Genomic DNA, 21,694 nt, shown 5'->3' on the forward strand with positions numbered 1-21,694 from the left:
ACGGGGGTGGGGAGTTGGCGTTCGCAGAGCACCAGTCAGCCTTTTCGGCGCCTGCGATACCGCTGGGGACTGCGGACGGTGCCGGGGAAGTGATCCGGCACGGCGCGTACACCGAGGGCGTCACTCGCCGGTTGAGTGCCGCTGCCTTCGCCCGTACGGACTGGCTCGCCGTACTGTGCACCCAACTGGCGGAACTATGGAAAGCGCTGAAGGCAGCGGTGCGGAAACGCCTGCGATGGCTGTTCCCCGCCAAGGAGGAAGTAAAGGCCGCCGACACCGCCGAGCCGACGCCTCCATCGGTCGTGCTGGGCGAGGACTACGCGGTCTGGGTCCGGCGTCGCATCAAGAAGTCAGCCCGGCCGGTGCCGGTCTACGGATTCCACCAGGAACCCGTCATTCACGCGAGCGACCGAGCCATCCGCCACATGCGAAGACGACGGGCAGCCGTCTTCGCAGTGATCACGCTCGTCGTCTGGCAGACGATCGCCGGCGCTCTGACCGCGGGCTGGGCAGCCCTGGTTCTATTGGCCGGCGTGTGGGGCGTCTACCTGGTCGAGCGCTATCTGGCGCAGGAGCGGTTCAACGCTCTCTTGGCTGGAGAACTACACGCGCCCGCCCCTGCCGCGCAGGCTCACGCCCTGCCGTACCTCCACGAGCGTCGCTCAAGCGGGGACAGGCATCGGTTCCTCGGAGCAGGTCTGCAGGCATGGCATGAGGCGGTCATCGGCATCGACATCGAGCCCGCCCCCGAGGGCCAAGACGAGGAAGGAGACACCACCGGATCGGTCCCAGGCTTCGGTTCGCCGGGGCAAAGCCCGGGCCAGCCGGACACGGCCGAGGTGGCCAAGGCGGTCTTGGAGGCGCTGGCCAAGCACAACAAGCCTGTGGCCCGCAAGCCGCTGAAGCACTTCACCGTCGCCCAACTGCACGCCCATGTCGCACGCCGCCTGGACGACCCGGCGCCTGCTCATCACCGAGACCACCCCATCCCGCGCATGGAGGTCATCGGGATCGCCGGTATCCACTACAAACGCTGGGACCAGATCGACGACGACACGTGGCGCAGTCTGCACACGCTCGCCGTGGACAGCTTCGGTGACAAGCCCGCCGAAGAGATCGCCCGCCGCTACATCTGGGCTCGTGTGACCGCCTGGAACGGCGACCTCATCGCCGCCATACTCGTCCACTTCGCCTACCAGGGCGGCTTCCTACGCGTCACCGTCCGCCCGCACATCATGGGTCCGCTCAACCCGAAGGTCGCCGGACTCAAGCCCGCCGACCCCCGCACCCTCAAGTGGCTTGGCCGCACGGCCTTCAACGCCCTCGGCGACATGTACGTGGGGCTCGACCGGCTCATACGCCGCACGCCGCGCAAGCGCCCTGAACTCGATCCCGGCAGCGGACCGGTCAGCCTTCGCGAGGTCCATAGCGTCCGCTGGATCGATGACATGCACACGAACGACGACGCCCGCTACTACGTGCAGATGATGCAGCGCCGCGTCTTCGACTCCACCGAGATCTTCCTGCGCAACCACAACGTCGACATCGCCGCCTACCAGCAACAGGCCACCGCGATCTACAACTTCGGCGTCATGAACGGCGGCACCATGACTGGCCCCGTGCAGGCCACGCCGTTCTCCGCCAACCCCTCCATGACGAACTGACCGGCAAGACCCCCAGGAGCCCCGCATGGCCAGCCGCCGCCAGCCCGACCCGGTCCCGAACGGTCCCAACTTCGGGATCATCAACACCGGTCACATGACCGGGCCCGCCCAAGCTGCAGCATTCTCCCAGAACGTCAGCCAGACCAACAACATCACCAACGAAGCCGTCACCGAAGCCCGCGAAAGCATCGAGGGACTCCGACGCCGCCTGGAAGAACTGCGCGGCCAGTACCCCGAAGTGGACGCCGCCCTGCGCGACCTCGACATGATCACCCCGCGCCTGGACGAACCCGAACGCGATCCCGGCACCCTGCGCTACATGCTCCAGAACCTCGTCGAACGCTGCGGCGGCATCCCCAACCTCCTCACCGCCGCGCAACTCGTCCAGTCCACCGTCCTGGCGCTGCTCCCCGGCTCCTGACCAGAGGAAAGACGTCTCCCTCGAAGGCTTCGGCTCGGTTATGCAGGGACTCCAAGGTGATGGGCATCTCGTTGGGCAGTCAGTTGGTTCGCCAGCTCCGCGGGCCCGATCTTGCTCAGGGCCCAAAGGCTGCTTGATCGCCTGGCCCACGCCCAGAGGGAGTCGCCCACAGGGGTGTGGAAAGGGACCACGGGAATGCCATGGACATCGAAGGGGCCGGTGTCAAGGTAACGCAGACCGCCGGTGCCGCACAGGTAGTGGGTGCTACAGGTGGCTGCCGCAAGGTCGGCGAGGCGCTCGGACCGTCCTTGCCTGGTCGGGATCTCGCTGCTTTCCGGCACGTCCCCTGACCATCCGACGACGTTGAGCAGGGCAATTGTCGATGTTCGGGCGAGATCAGCCACGCGATCCGTGGTGGCAAGGTCGTCCACGAGCGCGTCCACGACCTCAGAGACCGCATCCCAGTAGGGGCTGCCGCCGTAGTACTGCCGCACGAGCAGCTGAACCGTCCGCGCGACCGCCCGGGATCAACGAGCCGCGCCTGGCTGATCAGCGTCGAGCGCCCGTTGGGCAGGTGCGTCGGGAGTGTGAGCCACTGCTGCCGTGCGGGCTCGTCCAGGGCCGCCAGCCGAGCCCGGTGCTGGTAGTCGCGCCGAGCGAACTGGACGTCGTCCAGCACGATCCACCGGTCGGCGGCGTACAGCTTGGCGAGCGTGGACAGCCGTGGGAAGAGGTTCGGCTGGTGGATCGCGCACACCCCGCCCGGCGGGCCGACGTGCGACGGGTCAGGTGCTGATGAGGCGGCTGTCGAAACCCGCACCCAGGAGGCGTTCGTAGGCGTCATGCACATCCCCCGGTACGTCCTGCTCGACGGCGAAGCCGAGCTTCGGGTACTCGATCACCCGTTGCAGGTCGCCGACGAGCATGTCGACGACGAGCTTCTCGTCGCCGATGGACTTGATGTAGTCGTCCAACTCCAGTGGCTCGGAGGCGCACACCAGCTCCACCTCGGGCCACAGCTTGCGGCAGGTCGCGTACGAGCGGCGCTCCATGTACGGCTTCGAGATCAGCAGCAGCGACTCCACCGCGATGCCGGCCTCGGCCAGCAGCTCGCGGGAGAATGTGATGTTCTGGCCGGTGTTCGCGGCCTTCGCCTCGACCAGGATCGCCTCGTCCGGCACACCCAGGCTCAGCGCGTGCTCGCGGTAGTGCACGGCCTCGCCGCGCGGGAAGCGGGCACTCGTAGTGGGGCTGTTGCCGCCGCTGAAGACCACAACCGGGAACAGGCCGTCGCGGTACAGATCGACGGCCGTGGTGGCCACCCCGAGGTCGTGGCTGCCCAGGCCGATCGCCGCCGAGCAGAGCCGCTGTTCGTGGCCCATCTGGTGGTAGTTCCAGATCAGAGTCGCGTCGTGGAACTGCTCTTCGGTGATCTGGCGCTGCTCGTGCTGGGGCACTGGCACTCCCTGGCTCATCCCTGCTGGCCCGTTCGGATGCCCTCGATGCTGCGCAGCTGGTGGCTCAGCCCGTACTGGCGGGCCACCTGTGCCGCCTGATCGAGGACGGACAGCCCATCATTCCGGGTCGCCGCATCCGACAGAAGGATGTGCCCGTACGCGGTGTCCAACCGCACCCGCTGCATCGGGGAGTCGACCGTGCCCGTGGTGCGCGCGATGTCGATGTAGTGCAGTGCCTCTGTCAGGTCGCCGATACCGCGATGCGCGAGGGCCAGCTTCTGGTGCGCCACGGACCAGTCGTCAGGCTCGCCGAGTTCCTCGAACTCGCGGGTGGCGGCCGTCATGACTTCCGTGGCGTAGCCGTTGTTGCCTTCCTTGCTCAGGGCCGTGCCGATCCACAGCAGGGCCCTGGCTCGGTCGCGTCGGCTGAGGCGTTCGTCCGCGGCGAGCTGCTCGTATCGATGAGCGGCGGCATCGAGCTGGCCTGACATCTCCCGTACGACAGCGAGGGACAGCTCAATCTGGGCCACCCTGCGCGGGATGCCGAGCTCGGAGAACATGCCGCGCGCGGTGAGGTAGGACTGGCGAGCGGACAGTGGGCCGAGGATCGCGCCCTGGTCCCGTTGCACATCGCCGAGCAGGACAAGCGAACGCCCGTACAGGTATAGGCCCTTGTCGTCGAGCTCGTGGGGGCCTTGGCTGACCAGCCACCGATTCAGCAAGGTCGAGGCGAAGGGAAAGTCCTGACGGCTGACACAGACCACGGCGCGCTCGATGTCCTCGGTCCAGGTCTCGTAATCCGCCGGTCTCACGGCTTTCCGCGCGGGGAACAACAGCGTTTCGAACCGGGCCTGGGCCGCGGTGTCCGCCCGTGCGAGCGCGGTGTCGAGGATCGCCTGTGTGTCGGGACGGGGCTGAGTTCCGGCGCCGAGGCTCTCCCACTTGGCCACCGTGCGCAGAGCCACACCGAGGTGCTCGGCGAAGGCACGGGTGCTCATACGCAGGGCGGCGCGAAGGGCTCTCGCCTCCTGGCCTGTCCACTGCTGCACGTTGACCACGGATTACCTCCCTCCGTCACGTATGGAAGCACTCTCGGTGACGACGTAGGGCGGGAAGTGCAACGGAAGTGCAACAGCAGGTCATTTCAAGGCCGTTCACGGCAGCCGACGCTGTGCTCATGGACGACGAGCTCATCACGGAACGCCGCCCCGTAGCCTTCCCCCAGGTCTTCGGCTACCTGCGCCATGCAAACCCGGCCCGTCACAGCGCACTTGTCAGCTGCCTCACCGAGTACTGCCGACGACACGAACTCGCCCTCTGCGGCGTCTTCATCGACCGCGACACCACGGCAGCCATCCGCTCGCCGGCCTTCGTCGGACTCGTCGACGCCCTCGAACTGCCCGACACATACGGTGCCGTGACCCTCGCGCTGAACCACCTCGGGCCCAAGGGCCTCAATGCCGAGCGAAGGCGACGGATAACAGCGGCGGGTGCCCGCCTGATCGTGGTCCGTACCTCCAAGCCGACGACGGGGGCTGCACTGGCCTGCGGCTCCAGCTCCAACCTCCAGCGACAGGCGGACACATGACATCCGTGCGTGACGCGCTGCGCAGCGCCCCCATGGTCAGCGACGTGCCCGGCCTGCGCCTGCTGAAGGTCGGCGACGGCTGGGACCTCGTGCGAACCTCTGCCGAGACGGGCCTACTGGCCTTAGCCCACCTGCGGGCAACCGGCGCCACGATCGGCCCGGTGCTCTATGACGGACCCAACGAGCGCCTCTACTACGCCATCGAGCCTGGCACCGCCGACTGCTGGAACGACCTGCCCGTACGGCATCTCTGCGCCAACAGCTGGCTCGTCGCACCCGGCTGGGAGGTGATCGACGACTGGTACGGCGGCTGGTGCGAACTTCCCGACGACGACACCCTCACGGACGCCGAAACCCTCCGGATGGCGCTCCAGCACCCGTACGTCACCGCTGACAACGCGAAACGCCGCTCCGCCGCCTGCCTCTGAAGCCCCGCGGCCCCGCCCCACACCTAGCAGCGGCGCCTTTCCTCCGACCCGACTGCAGGGGGACATCCGTGACGACCCACCCCGTCTCACCGAACACCGTCCTCGCCAACGCACTTCTCCGCACAGAGGACGTCCTGACCCCACGCATCCTGGCCACCCCACCCGAGCGGATCGTGCTGGTCGTCGGCACCCAGATCAACGGTGCCCCGCACATCGGCACCTCGCTCGTCCAGTCCCTCGCGTTCGCCATGGCCGCCCGCCTGCGCGACCGATTCGGCATCCCCAGCACGGTCGTCTTCAGCGCCCTCGACAACGCCCCGTACGAACTGGCCACAGACCCAGCCAGCGGACATCGTTACCAGCGCGCCTACGCCCAAGCCCTCGGCGAGAAGGCCCTGACCGACCTCGTGACCGCGCTATACCAACCCCTGTTCACGGCCCTGACCCGGCGCCTGGGCATCCCCCACCATGTCGAGACCTACACCCAGCAGCAAGCCGGCGAATACTTCCGCCGAACCTGGCTACGGCTCCTCCCCCGCATCGACGCAGCCCGCTGGTGGCTGGCCCCGTCCACCGGCACCCCACACCTCCGAGTTCCGTGCCCCCAACACGGCTGTGGCTGGTCCGAGAAGCACGCTGAACGCACCAGGGTCCTCCTCACCGACCGGGAAACCGCCGCCGTCTCCGCGGTCTGTCTCCACCACGGCCCGTACCGAGCCACCATCACGCCCACCACCGGCGCCTACCTCGACCTGGCGACCCTGTACCGCAACCTGGTCAAGGAACTCACGCTCACGAGCACGCCGACCCGGGAAACCCTGTACGTCATGGTCAAGGGCGGCGACTGGGTCTTCGGCTCCATCCTGGTCGACGAAGCCCTCCAGGCCGTCGGCCTCACCCGTGCACAGCTACCCGCCCGGCTGTTCTGCCCACAGGTCGTCACCGACACCGGCGCGAAACTCTCCAAGTCGCTCATCCGCCAAGGCCATGCCCCCTTGTCTGAGGGAGCGGCCCGCTGGATGCTCGACACCCGGGAATGGCCCGGCACCGTCACCGAGTATGCGGACCAACTGCTGGCCATGACCCAGACGATGCTGTCCGACCCCCGTCACTTCTTCCGCTCGTACTCCGCAGCCGAGATCGGCCGCCTGATCACCGCACCAGCGCCCAGGAGCATTTCCGCCCCATGAGCAACACCACCGGCCGCGTCCACGAACTCAACCTCTACCGCCAGTACTTCGACCTCGTCGCATCAGGCGAGAAGACCATCGAGGTACGGGTCAAATACCCCCACCTCGCCGACCTCGCCGCCGGCGACACCATCCGCTTCCGCATCAAAGGCACCGAGGAGACCTGCGAGGTCACGGTCAAACGGGTCACCGAGTACTCCAACTTCGAGGCCCTGCTCGACGGCGAGGGGCCCTCCAACGTCAACCCCACCGCCACCCGTGACGAGCAACTCGCCCGTATCCGGGCCATCTACCCACCGGCGAAGGAAGCCCTTGGCGCCATGGCCATCCGGATCGGCCTTCTCCCCTGACTCGGAGCCCGCCCCACCGAGGTGCGGTCCTACTCGGTGTCCCGCTCCCCAGAGGTCCCGGGCGGCGGCGCGGTGGTCGTCCGCGGGATCAGCGTCGTCGGCAGGACGTGTGCTGCTCATGGTCCGCGTCGGAGTCGTCGATCAGCCGCAGAGCCAGTTCGCCGGCGGCACGGCCCATCTCAGAGGGTTGCGGGCGGGTGGCCACGCTCCTGGCGCTGACGATCGTCGTGCTCTACCCGACCTCATGGCGCTCAAGGAGTCACTGTACGGGACCAAGGGGCTGGACCCGCGACCGGCTTCATCAGCGGCACCAGGTCGTTCGTGGGGCTGCGGAACTATGCCGACATCTTCGGCTCCGCCGGAGAGCAGTTCTGGGACACCACCTTGTTCACCGTCGTCACGGTCGGCCTGGAGGCGGTGATAGGCGTGGCCATAGCCTGATCATGCAGAGGGCTACAGCCGCACCGCGAACCACTCACCCGCGTCCGCAATGAGCTCCGCTCTCCCGCCTCCGCCTGAACTGCATCGATCTCAGAACCTGACGAGGAGGATGTCGAATCCGGCGCTCAGAAGCCACTCGTAGCATCTCAGGCCACAGCTGGCGGCCGGTCCCACACGAACGCGTCCATGTACGGCTTGGAGATCAACAGCGCTGAAGCCCGGACGAACTCGGCGGACCGGCAGCGTACTGAGCCTTCACGAGTGGGACGAGGGCCCGGCTGCCCCTCAGAAGGCAGGCACGCTGTAGATGAATTCCTTGCCCCCTCGGTCAGGGCCCCCGGAACGTTCACGCCGGAGTGCTCCCGCTTCCAAGAGACGCTTGAGCCGATTGTTCGCGTTGGGCAAGGAGATGTGCAGTTCCTCGGCAAGCTCCGCCGCACGGAAGGCACTGAGTTTGCGTGCGCGCTGATAGGTGTCCGTCAGGACTTCTGCATCCCCGAGGAGGGTGTGACTCTCGGCATCCACGGCAAACTGTTTGCGCCTTTGCAGACACACGTTGACTGCGTCCCGGGTCTCCTCGTTCAATCCTGCGAGCTGCACGGCTGCCACGGCATGACCTTCAGCCGAGAGAAGCGTGTAGAACTTGCCGAGGAATTCGTCCGCGAAGCTGTTGGTCATCGCAACGACGCCGACGAAGTCGATCGTCAGCATGGGCAGGACATCAGACTGCCGCAGGTGCTCTTCCAGGTCGGCTCGCGCTGCCGCCCCTCGGGCGCGCGTGAAGAGGAACTCGCCGTAGGGCTGTACGGGGAAGGTGCTCATTCCTTGCCTCGTCGTTTTCATTGAACGCATTGAAGCATAGTGAGGTTACGGCGCAAATGAGACTCTCAGCCATGCCCATGTGCCGTCCACGGGCATGCCCGTGGTGAAGCCGCGTACGGCAGGTGCACCCGCGAGATGTCTGGCGGCTCGCACCAACCCGTGCCCACTTCGCAGGACAAGCCGGGTTGGCCCGGTGCCGCCAGCCTGATTGAGCAGGTCAGGCAGCCCGTTGCCACGACCTCCCCCGGTACCGCTGATGCCACGGCGGAGGGCCCTACGGAGTGCAGTTTCACTGTCTGCCAAGTCGGCGTGGTCGGGGTTTCGGCTCAGATGGGCGAGGACCCCAATGCCGTTGTCGCAGATGGCTACTTCCAGGCGACGGGTTCCAGTGGTCTTTCCGGTGTACGTCTGGGCAGCTATATAGGCACCCCCAGGGCCGCACCCATGGCTGACGGCATTGTCGATCAGCTCACCGACACTGCGGGCGACCTGAGCACCCGGAGACGCACCAAGGTTGGCAACAGCGAGAAGACCTATGCGCTCACCTACGTCGTCGGCGGTCTCCGGGGTCAGGAGAGTGGTCTCAAGGAGAGTCGCGCGATGGTCACGCCGGTCGTCGAACGGAACGGCCCCAACGACAGTGGCGCCCTCGGGAAGCTGGGCGAGGAGGTCCATCCGCTGCAAGTAGGAGGCGACACGAGGATCGGAGGGGAGACGCAGCACACTCTCCCCGGACATGACAGAAGCAGCTTGGGCGAGTGCTGATACGGCGGCGAGGTCGAGTGGGCTGATGAACTGCAGCCGCGTGGCGTCGACGGTGAGGGGCTCGCCGGGGCGGAGATGGAGAGCCAGGTCGGCGCGGAGCAACGGGTGGCGTCCGACGAGTTCGAGTAGCACGACAGACCAGGATGCCAGGGGCACCGCCCAAGAACGGGTGTCACCCGTTCAGGCGTGTCGCGTGCGACTGCGGTGACCCGTGGTACGGTTTCACTGGCTTCAATGAAACCGACGAGAGGAGCCGAGATGCCTGACGTCTCCGCAGCCCCCAACGCCCACCAGCGCGACTACAAGATCGTCGTGAACGCACGCGAGAAGACCGTCCACCAGGACACCCTGACCTTCGAGGAGGTGGTCCGGCTGGCCCTCGATCCCGTCCCATCGGGCCCGAACGTCCTCATCACGGTCAGCTTCCGGCACGCCCACCAGAAGCCCGCCGACGGCACCCTGAGTACCGGCGAGAGCGTCCAGATCAAGAACGGGACGGTGTTCACCGTTGTCGCCACTGACAAGTCGTAGCGCCGACCTGAAGCGCCTCCAGGACGAGGGCTTCGAGGTCGAAGTGAAGGACGGTCACCTACTCATCCACCATGTCCCGTACGTGGCAGCAGACCGTACGGTGCAGTTCGGAGTCCTGGTGTCGGAGCTGACGTTGGCCGGCGACGTCACCACGACCCCGGGCACCCACACAGTCCACTTCAGCGGCGGCACGCCCTGCGATGCCACCGGCAAGCCGCTGAGCAAGCTCATCAACGCGACTACCAGCGACGTGCTGGCGGGCGTGCAGACAGCGTGCATGTTCTCCAGTAAGCCGGTCGGGACGGGCGTGTACGTCGACTACTACGAGAAGATCACCGCGTACGTGGCAATCGTTTCCTCCCCGGCCCACACACTGGATCCCGACGCAACGGCGCAGACGTACAGGGTGGTGCCCTCCGAGCCGCAGGACTCCGTTTTCCGCTACGCCGACACTGCGTCCAGCCGGGCCGGCATCGGGGCCGTCAGTCAGCGTCTGGCCGCGATCGAGAACGTGGCGATCGTCGGCCTGGGCGGAACCGGCGCGTACATCCTTGATCTGATCGCCAAGACCCCGGTCGCACGGATCCATCTGTTTGACGGCGACCGCTTCCTTCAGCACAACGCCTTCCGCGCACCCGGTGCGCCCTCCGAAGAGGAACTGCAGGGGGCGCCGCTGAAGGTCGACTACTACGCGGACCTCTACGGAAAGATGCGGACCGGCATCGTCCCGCATCCGATGTTCGTGGACGAGACGACCATCGAGGGACTGCGCGGGATGGACTTCGTGTTCCTCGCGCTCGACAAGGGAGCGATCAAACGTCCGATGGTCGGCCGACTCGAGGAGTACAGCATCCCCTTCATCGATGTAGGCATGGGCGTCCTCGTGTGCGACACCTCCCTGACGGGCCTGCTACGGGTGACCACCAGCGTTCCCGGCCAGCGCAACCACGTCCATGAACGGCAGCGAATCCCCTTCGCCGACTCGGACGAGGACAACGCATACGCCAGCAACATCCAGATCGCCGAGCTGAACGCGATGAACGCCTCGCTCGCCGTAGTGAGGTTCAAGAAGGTCTACGGTTTCTACGTCGACCTCGAGCACGAACACCACAGCGTCTACCAACTGGACGGGAACGTTCTCACCAACGAGGACACGGGGTGACGGACGCTCGGATCGCACATGTGTTCGTCGACTGCGTTCCCGAGCAGTTAGACCAGGGCGTGGTGTACATCTCCATCCGCTACGCCCTGGTCACCCACCTGTGCTGCTGCGGCTGCGGGTACGAGGTCGTCACTCCCCTCGCGCCCCGGGAGTGGAAGCTGACCTTCGACGGAGTCTCGATCTCCCTGCACCCCTCGATCGGGAACTGGAGCTTCCCGTGCAAGTCCCACTACTGGATCCGCAACAACACAGTCGCATGGGCTAGGCAGTGGACCGAGAAAGAAATCTCCGCCAGCCGCAGACCTGTGTACCCAACAGCTGAGGCCATGCCCCGAACGAGGCCGAGGGCTACGACCTTCCTGGCCCCTTTCAAGTGGCTGACCGCACTGCGGAAGCGCAAGTGAGGGCACATCCAGGGCACATGAGCCTGGGAAACGGCGTTGACCCGTGAGAACTACCGAGAGGAGTTTTCCCAGGTCAACGCACATTCCCTTGCGAAACCCCAGGTCAGCGCCCTCCCATCACCAATCGCTGCACGAGTGGCAGGACTTCAGTCACCGCCTCCATGAGGCGGGGCATCAGCCGTACTGCCTGGTGTGGCCGTGAGCTGAGGTTCCATGATCTGCGGGCGGGGTTTTCGGACCCCGCCCTTTTTCATGTCCCACGCCGGCGCCGCTCAGGCCCTGAGCCGGGACTCCAGCGGTGTGCGGAAGCTCGGGCGGATGCGGATGTCGCCGAAGAACTCGGTCAGGCGGGCGGCCTCGGCCGTGACGGCGGTGCGGGCGTCGCGGGTGAGGCGGATGCCGGGAAGTTCGGCGGTGACGATCTCGCCGTCGGGGCGCTGGGTCCAGGCGCCGATGACTCGGCCGTTCCACCACACCGTGGGGCCGATGTTGCCGTTGGTGTCGAAGAGCTCGGTGGTGTGGGCGGGGTCGAGGTACCAGTCGCGGCCCCGCCAGCCCATCGGGGTGGGGTCGAGGGCGGGGAGCAGGGCCGCCCAGGGCCCGGGGTCGGCGGGCGCCGCCAACTGCTCCGGCAGGGCGTGGCCCTGGCCCTGCGCGAGGTCGACGTCCACGGCGTCCGTGCCGGCCAGGGCCTTGCGGGTGGCGGTGAGGGTCCAGCCGGTCCACCACTTGACGTCCTCGGTGGTGGCGGGGCCGAAGGCGGCCAGATAGCGGCGGGCGAGGTCGGCTCGCGCCGCGTCGGCGGGGAGCTCGGGGTGGGGTTCGGCCACCGTCCAGCGGAACTGCGAGGAGGCCCAGCTGCCCAGCGGCCGGCCCCGGCGGATCCTGCCCTCGGCGGCCAGCACCCCGAGGACACGGCTGGTGATGCGCGGCCTCGCCTCGTAGGCCTTGCCCGGCGCCATGACGACCTTCTGCTGCAACTCGGGTACCGCCTCCCCCAGTTGGGCCGCCGTCGCCTCCCCGAGGCCGGCCAGCGCGGTGAGCACCTCCTTCTCCAGGGTGGCCAGGCGGCGTTCGTCGTACCCGAGTTGTTCGCCGAGGAGCTTGAGCAGCCCGGTCCGTTCACGGGCGGCCACGGCGCGTGCCGTCGAGGCGTCGACGACTGGGGCGAGGGAGCGCGGGACGACGAACATGGTGCGGCGCATGCACAGCATCCGGATCAGCGTGTGGTCCGTGTACAGGGCGCGTTCCAGGTCGGCCGTCGAAGGGGTGGCCATGCGCGCGGCCACCGTCAGGTACACGCTGGCCGGGTCGGTGGCGTGCAGGCCCAGTACGGCGTCGGCGACCTGCTCGGAGCTGTTCGCGCGGGTGGCGGGGGTGAGGAGGTGACGGGTGGCGAGCAGGGCTCGACGGTGGTCATCGGTGATCTTGGGGCGGGCGGTGTGGGTCATGGCGAGTGGGCGGCCCGGTGAGTCCGCCGTGGACCGTCCTTTCACGTTCGCTCCGGCTTGCGGACACGACGCTACGAGGGAATGCGGCCAGCTGCCGTCCTAAATGGACCATTGCCTCCGCCGGGCACACAGTCACCTCCACCACCATGCACCCAGTCACCCCCCACCCCGCCCTCCGGTGCCTACCCCTACCCCGCCCCGTCCCCCGTCGCTTGTCGTGCGATCGCCGTCTTGCCGCCCGTGGTTGCTGGTGCTGGGCAGGGGCCGGACGGGGCGGAGGCTGTGGTGGTGGGGGCCGGGCTGAGGGCTCCGGCGGCGGGGGCGATGAGCGTCAGTCGGGCGGCGGCCGTCTTGAACAGGGGCTGTTCGGAGACCGGGTCCCAGTCGGTGACCGTCGTCTCGTTCGCCGCCCGGCCGCCGCCCTTGCCGGGGCGGTCGCCCTCGGGGGTGTCCCAGTAGCCGTAGTGGAAGGGCAGGAACAGCATGCCGTCGCGGATGCCCGTGATCCGCAGGCGCCCGCGCAGCGAGCCCCGGCGGCTGGTGACCTCGACCAGGTCGCCCTCCGCCACACCGTGCCGCCGCGCCTCCCCGGCGGAGATCTCCACCCACACCTCCGGTGCGGCGGCGTTGAGTTGCGGGGTGCGGCCGGTCTTGGTGCGGGTGTGGAAGTGGTAGATCGTGCGGCCGGTGTTCAGCTGCAACGGGTAGGTGGCGTCCGGGAGTTCATCGGGCGGCACGTAGTCCGCCGGCTTCAGTACGGCCCTGCCGTCCGGGTTCAGCGCGCGATAGTCGGCCTCCGTCATCGAGTCGCCGGTCATCACGTCCTTGCCGTACGACTCGCAGGTCCCCGGCGCGGCCCAGGTGATGCCGCCGGCATAGAGGCGTTCGGTGCCGTCGGGTGCCGCGTCCGTGCAGGGCCACTGGATGCCGCCCGCCTCACGCAGGCGGTCGTAGGACAGGCCGGTGTAGTCGCAGGGGCGGCCCCGGCTGCACTCCTGCCAGGCCCGGAACGCCGACTCGGGGTCGTGCCAGTGGATCAGCGGGCCGCCGTCCTGGTCGCGGAAGTCCATCCGGCGGGCGTAGTCGAGCAGGATGTCGAGGTCGGGGCGGGCCTCGCCGGGCGGTTCGACGGCCTTGCCGGAGAGATGGACCGTGCGGTCGGCGTTGGTGAACGTGCCGGTCTTCTCGCCCCAGGTCGCGGCGGGCAGGACGACGTCCGCGAACCGGGCGGTCTCCGTGAGGTACAGGTCCTGGACGACCGTGAACAGGCTGTCACGGCGCAGGATGCCGCGGATGCGGTGCAGTTCCGGCAGGGACACCGCCGGGTTGGTGCCGGAGATCCACAGCAGCCGGATGTCGCCCTGCTCGGCCTTGCCGAAGATCTCCATCGCCGGGGTGGGCGGGGCGTCGTGCGGGATACGGGACGGCTCGACGTTCCAGACCCGGGCGAGGTCGGCGACATGGTCGTCGTTCCGCCAGTTGCGGAAGCCGGGCAGGTCGCCGTCGGCGCCGCACTCGCGGGTGTTCTGGGCGGTGGGCTGGCCGTTCATCTGGAGCACCCCGCAGCCGGGGCGGCCGAGCATGCCGCGCAGCAGCTGGAGGTTGTTGACCTGGCAGGCGGCGGCCGTGGCCTGGTGGGACTGGTACACGCCCTGAAGCACGGTGGACAGCAACCGCTCGGCTCCGCCCAGGAGTTCGGCCGCCTCGACGATCTTCGCGGCCGGTACGTCACAGATGCCGGCGGCCCAGGCGGGGGTGCGGTCGGCGACGCGGGCGGCGAGGTCGTCGTAGCCGACGGTGTGGGCGTCGACGTAGGCGTGGTCGACTCGGTCGGTACGGATGATCTCGTGCAGGAGGGCGTTCAGCAGGGCCACGTTCGTGCCGGAGCGCGGAGCGAGGTGGACGGTGGCGTGGCGGGCGACCGGCGTAGGACGCGGGTCTACGCACAGCAGTCGCGGCGGATCCCCGCCCGCCAGCCGGTCCAGGACCCGCATCCACAGCACCGGCTGGGTCTCGGCCATGTTGTGCCCGAACAGGGCGATGACATCGGCGTGGTCGACGTCCGTGTACGAGGCGGGCTGGCCGTCGCACCCGAAGGTCTCCTTCAGCGCCTCGGCGGCGGTCGCCGTGCACAGCCGGGTGTTGCCGTCGAGGTGGTTCGTTCCCAGGCCGGCACGGACGATCACCGCGAGGGTGTAGTACTCCTCCAGGAACAGCTGGCCGCTGGTGTAGAAGCCGAGCGCGTCGGCTCCCCGCTCGGCCAGCAGCCGCCTGGTGCGGTCGACGATCCGCTCCATCGCGGTGTCCCAGCCACAGGGGACGAGGTGTCCGCCCTCCCGGACCAGCGGGGTGGTCAGCCGGTCCGGGGAGTGGTTCGCCTGCCAGCCGAACAGGTCCTTCGGGCCCAGCCGGCCATGGTTGACCCGGTCCCGGGAACGGCCGCGTACGCCGACGATCCGGCCGTCGACGACCGCGATGTCCATCGCGTCCCCGTTGGAGTGCAGCAGCGATGCCGTCGGCACCCACCGCTGCACCCCCTCCACGGTGACACCGGGCGCCAGATAGGAGTCGACGCGCACGGGCCACGTACCGTCACGGTCGTAGGGGGTGCGCTCGCCCCAGGGCTGCGCGATCCGGTCCACCTCGGGCTGCATGGCGCGCTCAGGACCTCTCGGCTGTGATCAGCCAGACCTCTCGGCTGTGATCACCGACCTCTCGGCTGGGATCAGACCAGGCCTCTCGGCTGGATCAGAGGGACGTCATGCCCGGGTCCTCGGGGCGGATCCGCCCGCGCCAGCCACCGCTGTCGCCGCCGCCCTCGACGTAGTCCTTGAAGCGGTGCAGGTCGCCGGAGACCCGGCGGTCGATCATGCCGAGCGCGTCCGCGCTCCGTTCGGCGACGCCGCTGGGCTCGACGTCCATGGTCAGCTCGACCTTGGTGTGCATGTCGTCCACCCGCTCGAAGCGGACCGAGCCGCGCTGCCGGGTGTCACCGCCGACGGAACGCCAGGTGATCCGGTCGTCGGGCAGCTGGTCGACGATCTCGGTGTCGAACTCGCGCCGGACGCCACCGATGCTGGTGGTCCAGTGGTTGTGCCGGTCGTCGAGCTGCGTCACCTCGTCGACGCCCTCCATGAACTTCGGGAACTCCTCGAACTGGGTCCACTGGTTGTACGCCCGGTGCAGCGGCACCTCCACCTCGACCGTCTTCTTGACCGTGCTCATGGGTTCCTCCCTCATCTCTTGCGTGCGTGCACCGCGCCGAGTACCCGGGAGGCGTCACCTCACCCCGGCGGGGAACCCGGCCGGGGACGAAAGAGGTGCCGAATCGTGAACGACCGCAGCGACCGCGACGACGTGGTGCTCTCGCCGCACGAGCGTCTGGCGCTCCGCCGTATCGAGGCGGAGCTGAGCGGTGACCGCCGCCTGACCCGCCGTATGCACCGGCTCCTGCACCACCGCGCCGGCCGCCCGGTCTCCCGCCGCGGGCTGCCGCTGTCCACGGCCGCCCTGCTGAGCGCCTCGGTGTTCCTGGTCGTCATGGGCGTCCGCACCTCCGACCCCGTCCTCCTGTGGTGCTTCGCCGCGCTGTGGCCCCTCACCCTGCTTCAGGCGTTCCGGCTGCTGTGCCGCGTCACCGAGGCCGGGCCCGAGACGAAGACCAGCGATCGCTGAGGAGCCGAGGAACCGAGGAGCCCAGGCGCCGAGAAACCCTGGAACCACAGCACAGAGGAACCGCCGCGCAGAGGAGCCACAGCGCACAGGAACCACAGAACAGGAGACGGCCATGGACGCCGACGCAGGACTGAGGGGGTCGTACTGGCTCGAAACGGCCCCGCCGGGCACCCTCGCCCCGCCGCCCGCCGCCGATCTCACCGTCGACGTCGCCGTGATCGGCGGCGGCATGGCCGGGCTGAGCACCGCCTGGGAGCTGGTCCGGGAGGGCCGTGAGGTGGCCGTGCTGGAGGCGGGCCGGCTCGCCGCCGGGGTGACCGGCCGGACCACGGCCAAGCTGAGCGCCCTGCACACCCTCGTCTACGACCGGCTGCGCCGCACCCGCGGGGCCGAGGGGGCGCGGCTGTACGCCCGTTCACAGACGGACGCGATCCAGCACGCGGCGGACATCGTGGCGGAGCTGGGCGTGGACTGCGACTGGGAGGAGGCGGCAGCGTTCACCTACGCCGAGGAGACCGAGGGTGTCGCCGAGCTGAGGGCGGAGGCGGAGGCGGCACGCGAGGCGGGCCTCGACGCCTCCTTCGTCACCGCCACCGACCTGCCCTTCCCGGTGGCGGGCGCGGTCAAGGTGGTGCGGCAGGCCCAGTTCCACCCCCGCAAGTACCTGCTGGCGCTCGCCGAGGACCTGCGCCGGCGCGGTGGCACGGTGTACGAGGACACGCGGGTCGTCGCCCTCACCGAGGGCGAGCCGTGCGTCCTGTCGACCGAGGCCGGGGTGACGGTACGGGCGAACGACGTCGTGGTCGCCACCCATTACCCGGTGTTCGACCGGGCCCTCCTCTTCACCCGGCTCTCCCCGCGCCGCGAGCTGGTCGTGGCCGGCCTCCTGGACGCGGACCGGGCCCCGCGGGACATGTACATCACGCCGGAGCAGAACACCCGCTCGGTGCGCAGCGCGCCCTACGGAGACGACGCCGGCGTACGGCTGCTCATCGTCACCGGCGAGCACTTCACGCCGGGCACCGCGGACGTCGACAAGCGCTTCGCCCGGCTTTCGGACTGGGCCGAGAACCGCTTTCCCGGCCTGACCCTCACCCACCGCTGGGCGACCCAGGACAACGACTCCACCGACTCCGTGCCCCTGGTCGGCCCGCTCCACCCCGGCGCCCGGCACACCTACGTGGCCACCGGCTTCGGCGGCTGGGGCCTGAGCGGCGGCATCATGGCGGGCTCTCTGCTCAGTGAGCTGATGGCGGGCCGCGAGGTCGAGTGGGCCGGGCTGTACGACCCGCGCCGCCTCGGCTCCGTGGTCCGCGAGGGCGTGTCCTTCCTCAAGCACCAGACGCAGGTCGCCCGGCACTTCGTCGGCGACCGGCTGCCGCCCCTGTCGGGCCCGGCGCCGGAGGAACTGGCGCCGGGCGACGGTGCCGTGATGCGGGTGGGCGGCCACCGCTGCGCCGTGCACCGGGACGCGGACGGCGGCCTGCACGCGGTCTCGGCGAACTGCACCCACCTCGGCTGTGTCGTGGCCTTCAACCGCGCGGAACAGGCCTGGGAATGCCCCTGCCACGGCTCCCGCTTCGCCCCGGACGGCAGCATCCTCCAGGGGCCCGCGGTACGCCCGCTGGAGCGGCGTGACATCTGAGTCCCGCCGTTTCCGCACCGCCCCCGAGGGAACTCGGCCGCCATCTCGACGAGACAGGAAGAAGTTGAACCGCCGTGACCGCGCCCACCGTCAAGAACGACACCACCGCCGCCCTGCGGGTGGCCAGGACGGGCTGGAGGAAGGCCCGCATCGTCCGTGAGAAGGGCGTGCGCACCTGCATCTCTCCCGTCGAGGACGGCAGTTGCCCGCCCACCACGGACACGGCGGCCGAACCCAACATCGTCCGCGGCGACGACTGACCGGAGACCGGCCGAGGGCTTCTCCCCTCCCGGAGGAAGCGGGAGGGCACTCGTCATCGACCGGCCGCTCAAGAGCCCCCCCCGACTGACGAGACCGGGCCCCGCCCGGCAGACAGCACCACACCACGAACCCCCGGGCCGCGCCCCGCGGACAGCACCACAACACGACCCCCCGGCCGCGCCCGGCGGACAGCACCCCACGAACCCCTGACCGCAACACCCGCAGCACCCTGGCACCCCCTCGGCACCCCCTTGGCCCTCGACCACCCCCAGGAGCCCCATGACCCCCACCACCGTCGGCTGCCCCACCCCCGCCGACCCGCGCCGCTGCTGGGTCCCGCGGGGCGTGTACGCACCGCAGACCGACACCCGGCTGCTGGGGCGGGCCCTGCGCCGCGAACCGATCACCGACCGGACGGACGTGTTGGACCTGGGCACCGGCAGCGGGGCGCTCGCGGTCGAGGCGGCACGACTCGGCGGGCGGGTGACCGCGGTCGACATCTCCTGGCGGGCGGTCGCGGCGGCCTGGTGCAACGCCGTGCTGAACGGCCAGAACCTGCGCGTCCGCCACGGCGACCTGGCCGCGGCGGTCCCCGGCCGCCGCTTCGACCTGGTGCTCGCCAACCCGCCCTACGTCCCCGCGCCCGGCTCGGCCCGGCCGCGCGGCCCCGCCCGCGCCTGGGACGCGGGACCGGACGGCCGGCTGCTGATCGACCGGGTCTGCGACTCCGCGCCGACGGTCCTGCAACCGGCGGGCGCCCTGCTGCTCGTCCACTCGCATCTGTGCGGCGTCGACGCCACGCTGGACCGTCTCACCGGGGCCGGTCTGCACGCGGAGGTCGTCGACCGCACCCGGCTGCCGTTCGGCCCGGTCCTGCGCTCCCGGCTCGGCTGGCTGCGCGACCGGGGTCTCGCGAACGGCGACACGACAGAGGAGCTGGTGGTGATCCGTGGCCGCCGCGTCTGACCGCCCCCGCCGCATCCGTGTCCAGCGCGACGGGCCCCTGCTGATCGAAGGGCCGGTCGAAGTGGTCGACGAGAACGGCGAGGTGACGGTGTCCGACCGTTTCGAGGTGGCGGTCTGCACCTGCCGCCGCAGTCGTCTGTTCCCGTGGTGCGACACCAGCCACCGCCGCCGCGAGAGGCGAGCCGGCGCGCCCGACGAGGGCGGCCCCGCATGACCACCGCCTCCCGGCATCGCCCCCCGCCCCTGCCCACCCCCCGCGGCCCGCTCTCCGCCGCGCTGCGGGCGGCCCTGCTGGGCACGGCACCCTCCGAAGGCATCCCGGACGCCGCGGACTCCCCCGCCTACGGCGACGATCTCCAACTGGCCCTCTACACCCTCTACGAGCTGCACTACCAGGGCTTCGAGAACGTCCCCGACACCCTGGAGTGGGACAGCGTCCTGCTGGCGTTCCGCGGCACCCTGGAGGACCGTTTCCTGCGGGCCCTGCGCGAGGACGTACCGCCCACCGGCACCACCGCGGCCACCGCCCTGGACGAGCTCCAGGTCGAACCGGCCGCCGACCCCGACGGCACGAGCGTCTCGTTCTTCCTGCGCGACGAGGGCACCCTCGGCCAGCTGCGCGAGTACGCGGCGCTGCGCTCGCTCTACCACCTCAAGGAGGCCGACCCGCACGCCTGGGTGATCCCCCGGCTGCGCGGGCGGGCCAAGGCCGGGATGGTGGCGGTGGAGTTCGACGAGTTCGGCGCGGGCCGCCCGGACGAGATCCACGCGGAGCTGTTCGCCGACCTGATGACGGACCTGAAGCTGGAGACGGCGTACGGCCACTATGTCGACGCGGCCCCGGCGGAGGCGCTCGCCACCGTGAACCTGATGTCCCTGTTCGGCCTGCACCGGGCGCTGCGCGGCGCGCTCGTCGGCCACTTCGCCGCCGTGGAGGTGACCTCGTCCCCCGGCTCCCGCCGCCTCGCCGAGGCGCTGCGCCGGGTGGGCGCGGGTCCGGCGGCCGTACGGTTCTACACCGAGCACGTCGAGGCGGACGCCGTGCACGAACAGGTCGTACGGCGGGACGTCGTCGGCGGTCTGCTGGAGAGCGAGCCGGAGCTGGACGCGGACGTGGTGTTCGGCGTCCGCGCGACCGCGTGTCTGGAGGACCGTCTGGCCGCCAGGCTGCTGGGAGCCTGGCGGCGGGGGACGACGGCACTGCGCCGCCCCTGACGGACCACTGGCGGATCAGTCCGTCATCGCGTCCCGGACAAGCGCGGTGTCGACGAACTGTTCGAAGCGGACGATGAGTCCGCCGCGCACGACGAAGGAGTGGGCCACGCGGACGTCGATCGCCTTGCCGGTGGCCTTGTTGACGGCGCTGTAGCGGGCGAGGACGACGACGCGGTCGCCGTCGACGACATAGGTGTCGTCGTGGGCGGTCCAGCCGTCCCAGTCCTGGCCCAACTTCTCCATCACGTTGGCGGTGACACCCTCGGGGGTGCGGTAGGTGCCGGCGAGGGGGAAGCCCGCCATCTCCGTCCACTCCACGTCGGGGGCGAGGGTGGCGCGCAGGGCGTCGAGGTCACCGGCGGCGGAGGCCAGGTACTGACGGCGGACGACGTCGGCGGGGGCGGGGGAGGTCGCGAACTCGGTCATGGTCAGCCCCACGTCATCTCGCCCTTGGCGACCTTCGCGCCGATCTGCGCGGCGATCAGCATGCCGTTGTCGGGGTAGCGGGCCACGAGCGCCTCGGTCAGCGCCGGGCCGTCGGCGGCCTTGGCGAGCTCTTCCTCGAAGGCGAGGAGGTAGTCGCGGGTGGCGGTGATGGCGGAGGCGTCGGCGGCGGTGCCGGGCAGCCGGTGGCCGGGCACGACCAGCTGCGGGTCGAGCGCGGCCATCTCGTCCAGGAGCTTGATCCAGGCGGCGCGGGACTCGGGGGTGGCGGTGTCGGCGACCCAGACGTGCTCCTGCTGGAAGAGCAGGACACCGCCGAGGAGGGCGCGGTGCTCGGCCTGCCACAGGTAGTGGCGGTCGGACAGTTCGGGGGTGCCGCCCCTGAGTTCGAAGCGGTGGCCTTCGAGGGTGAGGTCGCCGGTCAGCGGCTCCAGGTCGACCAGGCGGGTGGGCAGGTTGGGGCCGAGCGCGGCCCAGGCCTTGAGCTTGCCCTCGTAGGAGTGCTGGATGTGCTCGATGACGATCGGGGTGGCGAGGAACCTGGCCTGGGGGAAGGCGTCGGCGACGACCTCGGCCCCGAAGTAGAAGTCGGGGTCGGCGTGGGAGACGAACACGGTGGTGAGCGTCTTGCCGGAGTCGAGGATCTCGGCGACCAGGCGGTGGCCGTCGGCGCGGGTGAAGGCGGCGTCGACGAGGAGGGCCTCGCTCTCACCGGTGACGAGCGTGGCGGTCTTGTTCTTGCTGCCGGCCGGGAAGTCGAGGTCGAGGACCTTGAAGTCGAGCGTGCTCATCGAAGACTCCTTCAGAAAAGAGA

General features: G+C 69.5%; 25 protein-coding genes and 1 pseudogene. 16 read left to right on the top strand and 10 right to left on the bottom strand.

All coding sequences use genetic code 11. The features are described from left to right. Positions 1 to 14 precede the first annotated feature (14 nt). Together OG866_RS18855 and OG866_RS18860 are read left to right on the top strand one after the other, a co-directional pair. Positions 15 to 1,664, top strand: coding sequence for a hypothetical protein (locus OG866_RS18855; protein WP_329336175.1), 1,650 nt, complete (start codon positions 15 to 17; stop codon positions 1,662 to 1,664). A gap of 25 nt (positions 1,665 to 1,689) precedes the next feature. Beyond that, positions 1,690 to 2,085 carry a hypothetical protein gene (locus OG866_RS18860; RefSeq protein WP_329336177.1) on the top strand — a complete coding sequence of 132 codons (396 nt, stop codon included), beginning with the start codon at positions 1,690 to 1,692 and terminating at the stop codon, positions 2,083 to 2,085. A 38-nt stretch (positions 2,086 to 2,123) separates the two neighbouring features. On the opposite strand, the gene OG866_RS18865 is transcribed toward OG866_RS18860, so the two are convergent. The 4 genes and pseudogenes from OG866_RS18865 to OG866_RS18880 form a co-directional block, all read right to left on the bottom strand. Next, the gene (locus OG866_RS18865) at positions 2,124 to 2,579 is read right to left on the bottom strand and encodes a WbqC family protein (RefSeq protein WP_329336178.1); all 456 of its coding nucleotides are present in this window, start codon (positions 2,577 to 2,579) and stop codon (positions 2,124 to 2,126) included. A 74-nt stretch (positions 2,580 to 2,653) separates the two neighbouring features. Beyond that, positions 2,654 to 2,935 (bottom strand): annotated as a pseudogene (locus tag OG866_RS18870) (WbqC family protein); the annotation flags it as partial. Beyond that, positions 2,871 to 3,560 carry a YdcF family protein gene (locus tag OG866_RS18875; protein ID WP_329336179.1) on the bottom strand — a complete coding sequence of 230 codons (690 nt, stop codon included), beginning with the start codon at positions 3,558 to 3,560 and terminating at the stop codon, positions 2,871 to 2,873. The gene OG866_RS18875 and the pseudogene OG866_RS18870, both read right to left, overlap by 65 nt. Further along, on the bottom strand, positions 3,557 to 4,600 hold the full coding sequence (locus OG866_RS18880) for a helix-turn-helix domain-containing protein (protein ID WP_329336180.1): 1,044 nt from the start codon (positions 4,598 to 4,600) through the stop codon (positions 3,557 to 3,559). The genes OG866_RS18875 and OG866_RS18880 overlap by 4 nt, the downstream gene beginning before the upstream one ends. 119 nt (positions 4,601 to 4,719) lie before the next feature. On the opposite strand from OG866_RS18880, the gene OG866_RS18885 reads away from it, so the two are divergent. The 4 genes from OG866_RS18885 (at position 4,720) to OG866_RS18900 (ending at position 7,098) form a co-directional block, all read left to right on the top strand. Next, positions 4,720 to 5,130, top strand: coding sequence for a hypothetical protein (locus tag OG866_RS18885; RefSeq protein ID WP_329336182.1), 411 nt, complete (start codon positions 4,720 to 4,722; stop codon positions 5,128 to 5,130). Then, positions 5,127 to 5,558, top strand: a complete 432-nt coding sequence (locus OG866_RS18890; RefSeq protein WP_329336184.1) for a hypothetical protein — start codon at positions 5,127 to 5,129, stop codon at positions 5,556 to 5,558. The genes OG866_RS18885 and OG866_RS18890 overlap by 4 nt, the downstream gene beginning before the upstream one ends. Before the next feature lie 68 nt (positions 5,559 to 5,626). After that, complete coding sequence (locus OG866_RS18895) at positions 5,627 to 6,748, top strand: hypothetical protein (RefSeq protein ID WP_329336186.1); 1,122 nt, start codon at positions 5,627 to 5,629, stop codon at positions 6,746 to 6,748. Further along, the gene (locus tag OG866_RS18900; RefSeq protein WP_329336200.1) at positions 6,745 to 7,098 is read left to right on the top strand and encodes an ASCH domain-containing protein; all 354 of its coding nucleotides are present in this window, start codon (positions 6,745 to 6,747) and stop codon (positions 7,096 to 7,098) included. Before OG866_RS18895 ends, OG866_RS18900 begins: the two co-directional genes overlap by 4 nt. 726 nt (positions 7,099 to 7,824) lie before the next feature. Here the strand turns inward: OG866_RS18900 and OG866_RS18905 are convergent. Then, a complete protein-coding gene (locus OG866_RS18905) occupies positions 7,825 to 8,361 on the bottom strand; it encodes a helix-turn-helix domain-containing protein (RefSeq protein WP_329336202.1) in 537 nt (178 codons plus the stop codon). Positions 8,362 to 8,691: 330 nt separating this feature from the next. Between OG866_RS18905 and OG866_RS18910 the strand changes: the two genes are divergently transcribed. The 4 genes from OG866_RS18910 (at position 8,692) to OG866_RS18925 (ending at position 11,223) form a co-directional block, all read left to right on the top strand. Beyond that, complete coding sequence (locus OG866_RS18910; RefSeq protein ID WP_329336204.1) at positions 8,692 to 9,126, top strand: hypothetical protein; 435 nt, start codon at positions 8,692 to 8,694, stop codon at positions 9,124 to 9,126. A 258-nt stretch (positions 9,127 to 9,384) separates the two neighbouring features. Then, complete coding sequence (locus OG866_RS18915; RefSeq protein WP_329336205.1) at positions 9,385 to 9,657, top strand: multiubiquitin domain-containing protein; 273 nt, start codon at positions 9,385 to 9,387, stop codon at positions 9,655 to 9,657. Next, positions 9,635 to 10,819, top strand: coding sequence for a ThiF family adenylyltransferase (locus OG866_RS18920; RefSeq protein WP_329336207.1), 1,185 nt, complete (start codon positions 9,635 to 9,637; stop codon positions 10,817 to 10,819). Before OG866_RS18915 ends, OG866_RS18920 begins: the two co-directional genes overlap by 23 nt. Continuing rightward, positions 10,816 to 11,223, top strand: a complete 408-nt coding sequence (locus OG866_RS18925; protein WP_329336209.1) for a DUF6527 family protein — start codon at positions 10,816 to 10,818, stop codon at positions 11,221 to 11,223. The genes OG866_RS18920 and OG866_RS18925 overlap by 4 nt, the downstream gene beginning before the upstream one ends. A gap of 272 nt (positions 11,224 to 11,495) precedes the next feature. Here OG866_RS18925 and OG866_RS18930 read toward each other — a convergent pair whose 3' ends face one another. The 3 genes from OG866_RS18930 to OG866_RS18940 all read right to left on the bottom strand — a co-directional run bounded on the left by OG866_RS18930 (position 11,496) and on the right by OG866_RS18940 (position 15,899). After that, complete coding sequence (locus OG866_RS18930; protein ID WP_329336211.1) at positions 11,496 to 12,674, bottom strand: winged helix DNA-binding domain-containing protein; 1,179 nt, start codon at positions 12,672 to 12,674, stop codon at positions 11,496 to 11,498. Between the two features lie 188 nt (positions 12,675 to 12,862). Then, positions 12,863 to 15,328: a molybdopterin oxidoreductase family protein gene (locus OG866_RS18935; RefSeq protein ID WP_329336212.1), complete on the bottom strand. Its 2,466-nt coding sequence runs from the start codon at positions 15,326 to 15,328 to the stop codon at positions 12,863 to 12,865. 94 nt (positions 15,329 to 15,422) lie between these two features. Continuing rightward, a complete protein-coding gene (locus tag OG866_RS18940) occupies positions 15,423 to 15,899 on the bottom strand; it encodes an SRPBCC family protein (protein ID WP_329336213.1) in 477 nt (158 codons plus the stop codon). A gap of 105 nt (positions 15,900 to 16,004) precedes the next feature. Between OG866_RS18940 and OG866_RS18945 the strand changes: the two genes are divergently transcribed. The 6 genes from OG866_RS18945 (at position 16,005) to OG866_RS18970 (ending at position 20,436) form a co-directional block, all read left to right on the top strand. Continuing rightward, positions 16,005 to 16,349 carry a DUF3040 domain-containing protein gene (locus OG866_RS18945; protein WP_329336215.1) on the top strand — a complete coding sequence of 115 codons (345 nt, stop codon included), beginning with the start codon at positions 16,005 to 16,007 and terminating at the stop codon, positions 16,347 to 16,349. Between the two features lie 112 nt (positions 16,350 to 16,461). Next, positions 16,462 to 17,994: an FAD-dependent oxidoreductase gene (locus OG866_RS18950; RefSeq protein ID WP_329336217.1), complete on the top strand. Its 1,533-nt coding sequence runs from the start codon at positions 16,462 to 16,464 to the stop codon at positions 17,992 to 17,994. Positions 17,995 to 18,068: 74 nt separating this feature from the next. After that, the gene (locus OG866_RS18955; RefSeq protein ID WP_329336218.1) at positions 18,069 to 18,254 is read left to right on the top strand and encodes a hypothetical protein; all 186 of its coding nucleotides are present in this window, start codon (positions 18,069 to 18,071) and stop codon (positions 18,252 to 18,254) included. Positions 18,255 to 18,534: 280 nt separating this feature from the next. Then, entirely contained in the window at positions 18,535 to 19,221 is a 687-nt protein-coding gene (locus tag OG866_RS18960; RefSeq protein ID WP_329336220.1) for a HemK2/MTQ2 family protein methyltransferase, read from the top strand. Next, complete coding sequence (locus OG866_RS18965) at positions 19,205 to 19,435, top strand: CDGSH iron-sulfur domain-containing protein (RefSeq protein ID WP_329336222.1); 231 nt, start codon at positions 19,205 to 19,207, stop codon at positions 19,433 to 19,435. The genes OG866_RS18960 and OG866_RS18965 overlap by 17 nt, the downstream gene beginning before the upstream one ends. Further along, positions 19,432 to 20,436 (top strand): iron-containing redox enzyme family protein, encoded by a 1,005-nt coding sequence (locus tag OG866_RS18970; protein ID WP_329336223.1) that lies wholly within the window; start codon positions 19,432 to 19,434, stop codon positions 20,434 to 20,436. Before OG866_RS18965 ends, OG866_RS18970 begins: the two co-directional genes overlap by 4 nt. A gap of 15 nt (positions 20,437 to 20,451) precedes the next feature. On the opposite strand, the gene OG866_RS18975 is transcribed toward OG866_RS18970, so the two are convergent. Together OG866_RS18975 and OG866_RS18980 are read right to left on the bottom strand one after the other, a co-directional pair. Further along, entirely contained in the window at positions 20,452 to 20,862 is a 411-nt protein-coding gene (locus tag OG866_RS18975; RefSeq protein ID WP_329336225.1) for a nuclear transport factor 2 family protein, read from the bottom strand. A gap of 2 nt (positions 20,863 to 20,864) precedes the next feature. Further along, the gene (locus OG866_RS18980) at positions 20,865 to 21,671 is read right to left on the bottom strand and encodes an MBL fold metallo-hydrolase (RefSeq protein WP_329336227.1); all 807 of its coding nucleotides are present in this window, start codon (positions 21,669 to 21,671) and stop codon (positions 20,865 to 20,867) included. Positions 21,672 to 21,694 lie beyond the last annotated feature (23 nt).

This window comes from Streptomyces sp. NBC_00663 (genome assembly GCF_036226885.1).
Taxonomy (GTDB): domain Bacteria; phylum Actinomycetota; class Actinomycetes; order Streptomycetales; family Streptomycetaceae; genus Streptomyces.